Origin of the sequence: Streptomyces sp. NPDC001137, assembly GCF_040298885.1 — a bacterium.
Taxonomy (GTDB): Bacteria; Actinomycetota; Actinomycetes; order Streptomycetales; family Streptomycetaceae; genus Streptomyces.
In genome coordinates this window covers 346,686-359,189 of record NZ_JBEPBA010000003.1, presented here as the reverse complement: position 1 = coordinate 359,189, position 12,504 = coordinate 346,686, and the positions used below count along the sequence as shown (strand labels likewise).

Annotated in this window: 12 protein-coding genes; 7 read left to right on the top strand and 5 right to left on the bottom strand. The window is 70.3% G+C overall.

The features are described 5' to 3' along the window. Positions 1-143 precede the first annotated feature (143 nt). A complete protein-coding gene (locus ABT254_RS07645; RefSeq protein ID WP_351465016.1) occupies positions 144-1,049 on the bottom strand; it encodes a Sco1979 family transcriptional regulator in 906 nt (301 codons plus the stop codon). A gap of 155 nt (positions 1,050-1,204) precedes the next feature. Then, positions 1,205-1,447, bottom strand: a complete 243-nt coding sequence (locus ABT254_RS07640; RefSeq protein WP_351465013.1) for a DUF397 domain-containing protein — start codon at positions 1,445-1,447, stop codon at positions 1,205-1,207. A gap of 243 nt (positions 1,448-1,690) precedes the next feature. Between ABT254_RS07640 and ABT254_RS07635 the strand changes: the two genes are divergently transcribed. Together ABT254_RS07635 and ABT254_RS07630 are read left to right on the top strand one after the other, a co-directional pair. Next, positions 1,691-2,239: an ATP-binding protein gene (locus ABT254_RS07635; RefSeq protein ID WP_351465011.1), complete on the top strand. Its 549-nt coding sequence runs from the start codon at positions 1,691-1,693 to the stop codon at positions 2,237-2,239. A gap of 90 nt (positions 2,240-2,329) precedes the next feature. Then, on the top strand, positions 2,330-2,638 hold the full coding sequence (locus tag ABT254_RS07630) for a protease inhibitor I42 family protein (RefSeq protein WP_351465008.1): 309 nt from the start codon (positions 2,330-2,332) through the stop codon (positions 2,636-2,638). 52 nt (positions 2,639-2,690) lie between these two features. On the opposite strand, the gene ABT254_RS07625 is transcribed toward ABT254_RS07630, so the two are convergent. The 3 genes from ABT254_RS07625 to ABT254_RS07615 form a co-directional block, all read right to left on the bottom strand. Continuing rightward, positions 2,691-3,206 carry a hypothetical protein gene (locus ABT254_RS07625; protein WP_351465005.1) on the bottom strand — a complete coding sequence of 172 codons (516 nt, stop codon included), beginning with the start codon at positions 3,204-3,206 and terminating at the stop codon, positions 2,691-2,693. Positions 3,207-3,237: 31 nt separating this feature from the next. Continuing rightward, on the bottom strand, positions 3,238-4,347 hold the full coding sequence (locus ABT254_RS07620) for a C1 family peptidase (protein ID WP_351465002.1): 1,110 nt from the start codon (positions 4,345-4,347) through the stop codon (positions 3,238-3,240). A gap of 403 nt (positions 4,348-4,750) precedes the next feature. Beyond that, complete coding sequence (locus ABT254_RS07615) at positions 4,751-5,821, bottom strand: LacI family DNA-binding transcriptional regulator (protein ID WP_351464999.1); 1,071 nt, start codon at positions 5,819-5,821, stop codon at positions 4,751-4,753. A 221-nt stretch (positions 5,822-6,042) separates the two neighbouring features. On the opposite strand from ABT254_RS07615, the gene ABT254_RS07610 reads away from it, so the two are divergent. Genes ABT254_RS07610 through ABT254_RS07590 form a run of 5 tightly spaced genes read left to right on the top strand, consistent with a single transcriptional unit; the run spans position 6,043 to position 12,465 of the window. After that, entirely contained in the window at positions 6,043-7,335 is a 1,293-nt protein-coding gene (locus tag ABT254_RS07610; RefSeq protein ID WP_351464996.1) for an ABC transporter substrate-binding protein, read from the top strand. Between the two features lie 6 nt (positions 7,336-7,341). Continuing rightward, complete coding sequence (locus tag ABT254_RS07605; RefSeq protein ID WP_351464993.1) at positions 7,342-8,244, top strand: carbohydrate ABC transporter permease; 903 nt, start codon at positions 7,342-7,344, stop codon at positions 8,242-8,244. Beyond that, complete coding sequence (locus ABT254_RS07600; RefSeq protein ID WP_450753166.1) at positions 8,241-9,152, top strand: carbohydrate ABC transporter permease; 912 nt, start codon at positions 8,241-8,243, stop codon at positions 9,150-9,152. The genes ABT254_RS07605 and ABT254_RS07600 overlap by 4 nt, the downstream gene beginning before the upstream one ends. Before the next feature lie 29 nt (positions 9,153-9,181). Beyond that, positions 9,182-10,438, top strand: coding sequence for a glycoside hydrolase 5 family protein (locus ABT254_RS07595; protein WP_351464990.1), 1,257 nt, complete (start codon positions 9,182-9,184; stop codon positions 10,436-10,438). Beyond that, the gene (locus tag ABT254_RS07590; protein ID WP_351464987.1) at positions 10,435-12,465 is read left to right on the top strand and encodes an endo-beta-N-acetylglucosaminidase; all 2,031 of its coding nucleotides are present in this window, start codon (positions 10,435-10,437) and stop codon (positions 12,463-12,465) included. Before ABT254_RS07595 ends, ABT254_RS07590 begins: the two co-directional genes overlap by 4 nt. Positions 12,466-12,504 lie beyond the last annotated feature (39 nt).

Here is a 12,504-nt window from a genome sequence, read left to right as displayed (position 1 = left end):
CGTCCGGCGCAGCAGAAGGTTCACGGCGGTCGTGGTCAGGACCGGCGCGCGGCGTACGGCCGCATCATGACGGCGCAGGTGCGCCGCCCCCCGGCGATCGGCACCTGGCAGGGGCACTCAGGTGATCTCGCGGTGCGGCGGCCTCAGAGCTCCTTGAGGACCTGTTCCAGGAAGGGCACCGAGTCCACGGCCGGCGAGGCCACCAGGCTGAGGCGGTCCATGACCGCGAGGTAGTGGTCGACCTCCTCGGGCTTGTCCAGGTACAGGGCGCTGGAGAGCTGCTCGAGGTAGACGACGTCCGGCAGGTCCGGGACGGGGAAGCGCAGCACGGTGATCGGCCCGCCGGCCGCCGCGTGACCGCCGACGTGGAAGGGCAGCACCTGGAGCGTCACGTTCGGCCAGGCGGCCGCCTCGATCAGGTGCTGGAGCTGGGCGCGCATCACTTCGGCCCCGCCGAGCGGGCGGCGCAGCGCCGCCTCGTCCACCACGACCCACAGCTTCGGCGCGTCGGGGCGGGAGAGCAGCTCCTGCCGGGTCATGCGCAGCTCGACCCGGCGGGCGATCGCGTCCGGGGAGGTGATGGGGTGGCCGAGCCGGATGACGGCCTCGGCGTACTCGGGGGTCTGCAACAGGCCCGGGATGAACTGGACTTCGTAGGTCCGGATGAGGGAGGCGGCCTCCTCCAGGCCCAGGTGCTGCTCGAACCAGCTCGGGAAGGCGTCTCCGTACGCCCGCCACCAGCCGGGTTCGTTGGCTCGCCGCACCGAGTCCAGGAAGTCCTGGCGTACGGCGGTGTCATGGACGCCGTACAGGGTGAGCAGGTCGGCGATGTCGCGCTGTTTGAAGCCGACGCGGCCGAGCTCCATGCGGCACAGCTTGGCGTCCGAGGCGCGTATGGCCGCGGCGGCCTTCTCCCGGCTGATGCCGAGGGATTCGCGCAGGCGGCGCAGGCGGGTGCCCAGCATGATGCGCTGCACGGTCGGCCCGCCGCGCCCCGGGCTCAGGACGTCGGCACCGGAGGGACCGGGGTCTCGCTGAACTGCCGTCATGGTCATCCCCTCGCCGCCGCACCGGCTGCTGCATGTGTTCGGGACTCAACCAAGGAGGGTAGCACCGAGGCGTCGTACGGCTGCGGTGCGTGAAGTGGCCGGAAGGCGCCGACCGGTGGCCGGCGCCTTCCGGCGGTCCGCGGGTGTGCCCGACCTCAGCCGGCGGGGAGTAGGCCGTCGAAGTCGCCGTCCTTCACACCGCGGACGAAGGCGGAGATCTCGGCGCTGGTGTAGACGAGCGCCGGACCCTGGGGGTGGCGGGAGTTGCGGACGGCGACGCTGCCGTCCGGGAGGGCGGCGAGCTCGACGCAGTTGCCCTCCGGGTTGCTGTGGTGGCTCTTGCGCCAGACCGCCCCCGCCAGCTCGGTGGCAGACATGCCGTTGCTCACGTGCTGCATCTGAACCTCTTTGAGATGTAGTCGCGTTGAGGTGGACTCGTGGTCGGCGCTGCAATTGCATCCTCAATTGCATCCATGGGTGGTGTGCGGGACGATAGCGTCCGGCGACCGCTGCTCGCAAGATCATCTGCAATTGCAGCGGTAATTGCCGATGCACTTGCGTACGGACTGCCGGACGTAGCACGATACTTCGCACAGGTGTAGCGCTCGGTTGTTCTCTCCGCAGGGGTACCAGGGGTCGCGATGTCCGCAGAGCAAGTCGCAGAACCGGTCAACCCCCTGCGTATCGAGGCGACTTGGCAGTGGCTGTGCCAGGCCGTCGACCACATCGGCCGGCCCGGGCCCGGACTGAGCTTCCCCCTCGCGCCCAGCTCCGCGGGCGACCCGGGCCCCGCCCACTGCTCGGTGCTCGCCGTACCGCCGATCGCCCAGTCCGCCCACATCGCCCGCGACTTCACGCGCACGACGCTCGTCGACCGGGCCACGCGGGAACGCGTCGAGGACGTGGCGGTCACCGTGTCGGAACTGCTGAGCAACGCCCTGCGTTACGGCCGGGCAGCGGACGGCGAGGCGGAGTTGCAGCCGGCGCTGTGGCTCGCGTACTGGGACCGCTGGTCCTGTGCCGTGTGTGCGGTCACCGACGAGAGCGACCTGATTCCCGTCGCCGTGCAGGCCGACGAACTCGCGGAGTCGGGACGGGGACTGCAGGTGGTCTCGGTGCTGAGCGACGCATGGGGATGGAACCCGCGGGCCGCCGGCGGAAAGCTCGTCTGGGCCCTGTTCCGGCTCTGACCCCGCGGCCGGTTCGGCCCTCGCACCGGCTGGCCAGGCACTGGAAGGCGGGGTACACCGATAGGACCAGAGCCGAGGAGGTGCGGTCCCGTGGGTGAGGTGCAGGTGTCGGCGCAGGACGGCGAGGTGCGGGTGGGGCTCGGCGACGACCTCGTGGTGCGACTGCCCGAGAACGCCACCACCGGCTACCGGTGGCACGTCGAGGGCGTCGAGGGCGGCCTCGAGGTGGCGGCCAGCGACTATGCGCCGCCGGGAGAGCTCGCCCCCGGCGCCGGTGGCATCCGGGTGCTGCGGCTGCGGCCGACCAAGGCCGGTGAGGGGCGCCTCGAGCTTGTGCTCAGGCAGCCGTGGGGCGACGACGTGGCCGACCGGTACGCGCTGCGCGTCACCGTCGAGTGACGCGCGAGGGACCGCGCCCGGCACGCTCGGCGCGGTCCCCCGGCGGGCAGGGCTACAGCAGGTAGATCTCGTGGACCAGGCCGTCGGCCTCCTCACGGAAGGAGATCGGCCGTCCCGTCTGGCGGGCCTGGGAGGCCAGCGTCGTCAGCGCGGTGAACGCCCAGTCGCTGCCGTTGAAGATCTTCTTCCAGGCGCCGCCCTTGACGTGCAGGAAGGCGCTGCGGGTCTGGTTGATCGACCACATCGCGTCGACGATCGCGTTCTGCGTCCACGTGCCCGTGATCGCCGTGGCGGCCTGCGCCGCCGCGAACGCCTGGAGGTCGCCGCGGAGTTCGGGCGTGATCGTCGGCCGGGCCTCGCCGGACGCCGTCTGCTCGAACCGCGCGACCATCACATCACTGGCGGGCTTGCCCGGCGCGGTGAGCGCGCTGCCGTTCAGGCCGATGTCCACGCCCGGCGGCAGCAGTACGGGCCGCCCGGCCTCGTCCTGCTCGGCCGCGGAGCGGACCGCCTGCGTCGAGGGCGGCTGCTGCTTCGGCTGCTTGGGGCCGCTGTTCTGCGGGCTCATGTCGTGCTCTCCTCTCCCTGGTTCGCCGGTCTCACCAGGCGTAGATCTGCTGGACGCTGCCGTTGTCCTCGTACAGGCCGACCTTGGCGCCGTTCGCCTTGGACGCGGCGAGTTCGGCGAGCATCGCCGCGTCGGTCGCGCCGACGGAGCCGTTGAGGTTCAGCCAGCCGCGCAGCTCGCCGTAGGCCCACACATTGGCGTCGATCTCGTTGCTCCACAGCGCGAGGATGCGCTGGTCGGGCAGCCAGTTGTGGATGAGCGTGCCGAGCGCCGCCAGGTTGTGCCAGGTCTCGATGCCGCACTCGCCGTAGCCGATGCGGAAGAAGCCCTGCTCGCCCCAGCCCGGACCCCAGCTGTTCTTGCCGATCCAGCACTGCTGCGCGTCGTCGTAGCCGACGAGCGTGACGCAGTGGCCGCCCGCGAGGTCACCGGTGCGGTGCCGGTAGACGCCGCTGGAGTAGCTGAAGAAGTCCTGGTAGACCAGGAAACAGGCGGTGATGGAGCCGTAGCGGGCGATGTTCTCCTTCATCGCCGCCGGGTTGTTGGTGACGGACTGCCAGGAGCGGATCTTCACCAGGCGGTTGGGCCAGTCCGCGTTGAGCTTGGAGGCGTCCTGGTCGCCCGCCGTGTACGGGAAGTACTCCTCAATGGTGATGCCGTTGTCGCGCGCCTGATCGGCCAGCGGCTCCGGGAACCAGCCGGTGGAACAGGTACGGCCGGCCTGACGGCCGTAGTAGTAGAACGCCTGCGCCTCGGACAGGTCGACCGGCAGATAGGGCGCGCCGTAGCTGAAGCGCGTGACGTGCTCCATCATGCCCACGGTGCCGAAGGCCACGCAGGAACCGCACGAGCCCTGGTTCTTGACCGGCGTCGTGTAGTTGACGCCGCCGATGTTGCGCAGGTCGAACGCGGCGGGTGCGCCCACCGAGTCGGCGGTGGCGGACAGGGCGGCGGCGATGTTGCTCTGCTTCGCGCTCTCGATCGCGGAGCGGTCGCCGGACTCGACGGGAACACCGAGGCGCACCACGCGCTGCTCCTCGGTGAGCGCCGTCATGCTGGTCGTGGTCATGTGCCACGGATTGCCCGCCTGGTCGAGTACCGACCTGAGGTGGTCGAGGTCCAGCGGGTCGTTGACAGGCATGAGGGAACCCTCCTTCGTGCTCGGGACGTGTCGGTGTCCCTGCCGGCCGCCGCACGGCGGGCAGGGCAGGGCGGAGCGCGACCGGGCCCGGACGGGGCGGGGCGCGTCCGTCACGCCGTGCGGGCACACGTCGCCGCACGGCGGGAAACGCTGGAAATGGTGGCGACTACGAAACGGCGGTGCGCACGGCGCTGTTGGCCGGCTCCCGCCTGGGCGGGATCAGATTCTCTGAGAGGCTTTCACAGCCGTACCCCCGGTAGTTGAGCGACAGCGGCAACCCCCGGTGCTTCGCGGCTGTCGAGAGGCAGCTAACCAGAGAACCAGGGGGTCGGGAATACGCCGGAATGCGGGTACCGCAAGGGAGAGACAGCGCTCCTCTTGCGGCGCGGGTGCGGCTGTGGCGTCAGGGGCCTTCGCCGCCCGTCCCGACGGCCCCGCGCGCCACCCCGGTGCTGTCCCGCACGATCACCCGGGGCACCGGCACCCGTACCGTCCGCGCGGGTCCGCCGTCCACCAGCGCGGTCAGCTCCCTGGCCGCCGTACGCCCGAACTCCACGCTGTCGCGGGACAAGGCCGACAGCCAGGGCTTGACCATGCGGCACAGGGCGGAGTCCTCCCAGGCCACCACCGACACGTCGGCCGGTACGGCGAAGCCGAGCTCGGTCGCGGTGGCCACGCCGGCGAGGGCCATCACGTCGTTGTCGTAGATCAGCGCGGTTGGGGGAGCGGACCGTCCGAGGACCCGGCGGGTGACGGCGGCGCCCTCCGCGTCGGAGTAGTCGGTGGTGACGGACTCCACCTCCCTCAGGCCCCGGCGTTCGGCCTCGGCGCGCAGGGTGCGGATGCGGCGCTCGGTGTGGGCGAGGCCCGGAAGGCCCGCGATGTGCACGATCCGGCGGTGGCCCAGCGCGTACAGCTCGTCCACCACCGAGGCCATCGCGCCCGCGTCGTCCGCCCACACCGTGGACAGGCCCGGGTGGCGTTCGTCGGGGGCGCCGCCGATCACCACGGCGGGCAGGCCGAGTTCGTCCAGGAGACCGGGGCGGGGGTCGTCCGTGCGCGGGTCGACGACCAGGACGCCGTCCACGCGGTGCTCGGCCCACCAGCGCCGGTAGACCGCGCACTCGTCGGCGACGTCCTCCACCACCTGGAAGAGCAGGCCGAGATGACGCTCCGCCAGCACCTCCTGTATCCCCGAGACCAGTTGCAGGAAGAACGAGTCCACGCCGAGCGTGTCCGCGGGGCGGGCGAGCACGAAGCCGACCGTGGCCGCGCCCTCCCCGGACAGCTGGCGGGCCGCGGTGCTGGGCCGCCAGCCCAGCTGCTCGGCGACCCGGCGCACCCGGTCGCGGGTGACCTCGGAGACTCCGGGACGGCCGTTGAGCGCGAAGGAGACCGCGCTCTCGGAGACACCGGCGCGCTGCGCGATGTCCTTCATCGTCGGCCGGCGGGCCGGGGAACGCTTGGCCGGCACGTTGCTCCCCATTTCTTCCGGGTCAGCGGCTAATGCGCTTGAGTGCCAAAACCCTAAAGCGCATTAGTCATGCCTGGCAAGTTTCCAGCCACACGCCTCTGACCTGTACTAATGTCGGCTGAATTTCTTTAGCTGAGATCAGTCCATTGACTTTCCCCGAGAGCCGCGGGCATGGTCGCTGGCGTCCCAGCCGCCGACGCCGCCAAGGGAGCCGTGTCACCGTGCCCACATCCCGCAGAACCTTCGCCGCCCTCGCCGTCTCCGCCCTCCTCCTGCCGCTGAGCGCCTGCGGCTCCGGGAGCGACGGCGGGGGCTCGGGCGACGCCTCGGGCAAGATCGAGGGCGACATCACCTTCCAGACCTGGAACCTGCGCGCCAACTTCAAGGACTACTTCGAGGGCGTGATCGCCGACTTCGAGAAGAAGCACCCGGGCACGCATGTGAAGTGGGTCGACCAGCCGGCCGAGGGCTACGCCGACAAGATCAGCGCCGATGCGGCCGGCGGCACACTGCCCGACGTCGTCAACGTCTCCCCGGACCTCGTCGCCCCGCTCGCCAAGGCCGGGCTCGCCCTCGACCTGGACAAGTCCGCGGCGCAGTACAAGAAGGAGTACCTGGCAGGCGCCTGGGCCAGCCACCGGATACCGGGCCTGACCGGCACGTACGCCTTCCCCTGGTACCTCAACACCGGCCCGCTGTTCTACAACAAGTCCCTGTTCAAGAGGGCAGGACTCGACCCCGACCAGCCGCCGAAAACGTACGACGACCTCTTCGCCGACGCCCTCCGGATGGCGAAGAAGAGCGACGGCAAGGTCGCCACCCTCGCCAACGTGCCCACCATCGAGGACTTCGGCCGCTACGGCGTCGAGCTCATGAACAAGCAGGGCACCGCCTTCACCTTCAACGACGCCAAGGGCATCCAACTCCTCGCCAAGTACAAGGAGTTGTACGACGCGAAGGCCCTCGACCCGCAGGCGCTGACCGCCACGCCGGAGTCGTCCGGCAAGAAGTTCCTCACCGAGGCCGTCGCCATGAACCCCGGCAGCGCCCTCGACCTCGGCAACTTCAAGAAGCAGGCGCCCAGCCTGTACAAGAACATCGGCATCACCGACCAGATCACCAGCACCGGCCACGTCAACATGTATGTGATGGGCGTGATGGTCAACTCCAGGACCAAGCACACGGCCGCCTCGGTCGCCTTCGCGCACTGGGTCACCGACGCCGAGCACCAGATGTCCTTCGCCAAGAAGGTCGCCATCTTCCCGAGCACCGCCGGCTCGCTGGACGACCCGTACTTCACCAAGGAGGACGGGACCGACGAGACGCGGGTGCGCATCGCCGCCGCCAAGTCGCTGAAGAACGCGGTCAACTACACGCCCGTCCTGTTCAGCGAGCAGATGAAGACGGCGCTGCGCAACGAGGTCGCCAAGGCCCTGCAGGGCAAGGAGAGCCCCAAGACGGCTCTCGACAACGCTGTCAAGGCCTGCAACACGCTCCTTCAGCAGCAGGGCTAGCGCGCGATGGCCACTTCCGCCGTATCCCGGGTGCGCCGTGTGCGGCGCCAACTGCCCACCAGTCCCTGGCTGTTCGCCGCACCCGGACTGCTGATCACCGGCGTGTTCATCCTGTACCCGTTCGTCTCCACCCTGGTCAACGCCTTCACCGACCGCCGCACCCTGATCCCGGGCCGGTTCGTGGGCTTCGCCAACTTCCGCGAACTGCTCCACGACGACATGTTCTGGATCGGCCTGCGCAACAGCACGCTGTACGTACTGGGGGTCGTCCCCGCACTGGTCGTCCTGCCCCTGCTGCTCGCGCTTCTGGTCGAGAAGAACATCCCCGGCATCACCTTCTTCCGTTCCGTCTTCTACACCCCGGTCGTCGCGTCGATCGTCGTCGTCGGGCTGATCTGGGTGTGGCTGCTCGACGAACGCGGCCTGATCAACTCCCTGTTGGAGGCGATCGGGGTCGGACGGGTCGGTTTCCTCAGCGACCAGTGGCTGCTCCTGCTGAGCGCCATGGCCGTCACGGTCTGGAAGGGCCTCGGCTACTACATGATCATTTATCTGGCGGCGCTGGCCAATGTGCCCCGCGAACTCCACGAGGCCGCCGCCGTCGACGGCGCGGGCGCGGTCCGCCGCTTCCTGACCGTCACCGTGCCCGCCGTCCGCTCCACCATGGTCCTGGTCGGCGCGCTCTCCTCGGTCGCCGCCTTCAAGGTGTTCTCCGAGGTGTACCTGATGGCGGGCCCGAGCGGCGGGCCGGCCGGCGAGGACACCACCCTCGTCATGCTCGTCCAGCGCACCGGCACCGGCCTCACCGGCCGCGTCGGCTACGCCTCCGCCATTTCGGTCGTCGTCTTCGTCGTCACCGTCGCCCTGATGCTGCTCGTGCTGCGCGCCGACCGGAGGGAGGACAGGTGAGCGTCATCGAGAAGGTACGGCCCGTGCAGACGCCGGCCCCCGCACGCGCGCCCCGCGCTCGCGTCACCGACGAACACGGCCGCCGCATCCGGGCCTGGGAACTCGTCCTGCGTTACGTGCTGTTGCTCGCCGTACTCGCCCTGACCGTCGGCCCGTTCCTGTGGCAGCTGTCCACCTCGCTCAAGGGGCCCACCGAGGACATCTACAGCTCCCCGCCCACCTTCCTGGCCGGCCACCCCACCCTGCACAACTACCAACGGGTCGCCGACACCATCCCCGTCTGGGACTACGCGTTCAACTCCCTCAAGGTGGCCACCGCCAACGTCGTCACCAACTGCGTCGGATCGGCCCTCGCCGGCTACGCCCTGGCCCGGCTGCGCTACCGCGGCCGCCGGGTGGCCACCCTCGCCTTCGTCCTCGCGATGCTCGTGCCGGTGGAGGGCATCATCATCGCCCAGTTCACCACCATGCGGGAGCTGGGCCTCAACAACACCCTGGTCGGCGTGGTGCTGCCGGGCTGCATCGGCGCCATGAACGTGCTGCTGATGCGCAACGCCTTCCTCAACCTGCCCTTCGAGATCGAGGAGGCGGCCTATGTCGACGGCGCCAACGTGTGGCAGCGGTTCCTGCGCATCGCGCTGCCCGCGGTGAAGGGCACGATCGCCGTCGTCGCGATCTTCGCCTTCATGGGCGCCTGGGACGACTTCCTGTGGCCGCTGATCGTGCTGAGCGACCCGTCCAAGTTCACGCTGACCATCGGCCTCAACTATCTGCACGGCACCTTCGCGGGCGACGAACGGCTCGTCGCCGCGGGCACGGTCATCGCCGTCGCACCGCTGATCGCCCTCTTCGCCTGTCTGCAGCGGTACTTCTTCCGCGGGGTCGGCGAGGGGGCCGTCAAGGGCTGATCGCCGCCATCGAGTTCAAGGACTTCCGCATGCCTGCTGCCGTGCGCTTCGGCGTCAACTACACCCCCAGCGAAGGGTGGTTCCACCACTGGCTCGACTTCGACCTCGACTCCGTACGGGCCGACCTCGACTCCATCGCCGCGCTCGGCCTGGACCACATCCGGGTCTTCCCGCTGTGGCCGTACTTCCAGCCCAACCGCACGCTGATCCGCCCCCGCGCCGTCGAGCAGCTCGTCGCTCTGGTGGACACGGCGGCCGAGCGCGGGCTCGACGTCAACGTGGACGGTCTGCAAGGGCATCTGAGCAGCTTCGACTTCCTGCCCGCCTGGACGCGCACCTGGCACCGACGGAACCTGTTCACCGACCCGGACGTGCTCGACGGCCAGGCCGCCTACCTGCGCACGCTCGCCGCCGCCCTCGCCGAACGCCCCAACTTCCTCGGCATGACCCTCGGCAACGAGGTCAACCAGTTCTCGGCGGGCCCCCATCCCGATCCGGACCGTGCCACCTCCGACGAGATCGACGCGTGGCTCAAGCGCATGCTCGCCGCCTGCGAGCAGGGCGCCCCCGGCAGACTGCACCTGCACGCCGAGTACGACGCCACCTGGTACCAGGACGACATGCCCTTCACCCCGGCCCAGGCCGCCCGCCACGGCGCCGTCACCGCCGTGCACTCCTGGGTCTTCAACGGCACCGCCCAGCGCCACGGCCGCACCGCCGTCCCGACCGAACACCACGCCGCCTATCTCGTCGAACTGAGCAAGGCCTGGGCCGACGATCCCCACCGCCCGGTCTGGCTCCAGGAGGTCGGCGCACCCGCACCTCTCATCCCACCCGAGCACGCCGCCGCCTTCACCGAGGCCACCGTCGCCGGCGCCCTGGACTGCCCCGACCTGTGGGGCATCACCTGGTGGTGCTCGCACGACGTGTCCCGGGACCTCGCGGACTTCCCCGAACTCGAATACGGGCTCGGCCTGTTGACCAACGACCGCCGGCCCAAGGACACGGCACTGGCGCTGGCACAGGCGGCAGCGCGCGAACACTCGCCATCCGCACCCCGCAGCACCGCGCTCGTGGTCCCCGCCGACCCGGTCCAGCGCTCGCTCTGCGCCCCCGGCGGGCCTGTCTTCGACGCCTTCTTCCGGCTGACCGCCGACGGCGCCCGCCCCACCACCGTCCTGGACACCCGCGCGGACGACAAGGACCACCTCGCCGCACGCGGCATCACCGAAGTCGTCACTCCCGAACAGGTACTCCACACCCCACAAGGAGGAACCAGCTCGTGAACCCCACCAGACGCACCGTCCTGCTCGCCGGCGCCGCGGCCGCCTTGCTGCCGCCGCTGCCGGCCTTCGCCGCGCCGAAGGCCGCCGCCGCGACCCCGCCGTACGCCTCCTACTGGTACCCGGACTCCCTGCCCTCCGGCAGCCCGGGCACCGGCATCACCTGGCGCAGCCTGAAGGCCTGGCGGGCCGCCGAGGACACGGACCTCGCCTTCAACGCCGCGTCCGTGCCGCCCGCTCCCCGTTTCACCCCGACGGCGGCCAACGGCACCGCCCGCTCCGGACAGGCCCGCATCCAGTCGCTGGTGTCCTTCGGGCCGACCTCCAGCAACCCCTCGCAGGGTTCGGCGACCGCCGACTACTACGCGCTCACGCACTGGGCGTACATCGACGAGCTGGTGTTCTGGGGCGGCTCCTCCGGCGAGGGACTGATCCTCGCGCCGAACGCGCCGATCGTGGACGCAGCACACCGGCACGGTGTCCCGGTGCTCGGCAACATCTTCCTGCCGCCCACCGCTTACGGCGGGCAGTTGCGGTGGACGCGGGATCTGGTGCAGAAGGACTCCGCCGGGCACTACCCGCTCGCCGCCCAACTCGTCGCCGTCGCGGCTGCCTACGGGTTCGACGGGTGGTTCGTCAACGCCGAGACCGGTGGCGGCAACGCCGCGCTCGGTGCCGACATGCTCGGCTTCGTCAAGGAGCTGAAGTCGCTCGCCACGGCCCGTGGGCAGCGGGTGACCTGGTACGACGCGATGACCGTGAACGGCACGGTGAGCTGGCAGGGGGCGCTCGACAGCCAGAACCAGGCGTTCTTCCAGGCCGCCGACGACATGTTCGTCGACTTCCGGTGGAGTGCGGGCACCTTGGCGTCGTCCGGGCAGAAGGCGCAGCAACTGGGCCGCAAACGCTACGAGTTGTGGGCCGGTGTCGACGTCGAGTCCAACGGGTCGAACACGAGCGTGAGCTGGGACGCGATCGTGCCGACGACCAAGGCCCACGTCACCTCGATCGGCTTCTACCGGCCCGAGTGGACCCGCAACCACCTGCCCGCCTCCCGGACCCCGGCCGACTTCCATGCCGCCGACGACCGGTTCTGGACCGGCCGTTCGCTCGACCCGTCTCGGCCCGACGCCTCCGATCCGTGGCGGGCGCCGGCGGTGTCGGTCGCCGACCGGTCCACGGTGTCCGCCGTGCCGTTCGCGAGCGTGTTCAACACCGGGCACGGGCTGCGATGGTACGAGGAGGGCGCGATCACCTCGGACACGCCGTGGAATCACCTCGGGCTGCAGGACCGGCTGCCCTCGCGGCGGTGGGTGGTGCGCACGGAGGGGGAGCGGCCTGCGGTGTCGTTCGACTTCGCGGACGCGTGGCGTGGCGGCAGCAGTGTGCTGGTGGACGGTGAACTGGACGAGCCCACGACCGTGGAGTTGTACGCGACACGGCTTCCGATCACTGTTGACACGGTTGTCGAGCTGACGCACCGCACCGACGCGGGCGCTGTGAACGTCGAGCTCGCCGTGGCCACCGCCGAGCCGGGCGCTCCGGGTACGACACCGCCGTACAGCTATCTGCCTGTGAACCCGGTCAACAGAAGGCATGGCGCGGCTGTGAACTCCCTCAACGGCTGGCAGACCGTGACCGTGCCGCTCACAGGCCTCTCCGGAACGCTCCATACGATCGCCGTACGGCTCACCGCCACCGACAGCCCGGTGCAGTGGCGGCTCGGCGGGCTGGCGGTGCGGGACACCGTCGACACGCCCGCCGCCCCCTCCGGACTGCGGATCACCGCGGCCTCCGGCGGCGACCTGCGCCTGGCCTGGAACCCGCCCGCGGGCGCGGTACGCCACTACACCCTGCACCGCCTGCTGCCCGACGGCACCCGGCGCTTTCTCGGGGCCACCGGCCAGCGCGCCTACTTCCTCGGCGGACTGCGGCCCGAACAGGGCGAGCAGGCCGCCCGGTTGGAGTTGCGCGCCGTGGGGGAGCTGTACACCGCGTCGGACCCCGTCACCGTGACCCACCCCTGGTAACCATCCGCCACCGGAAGCCCCGGAAGACCTACGGAGCAC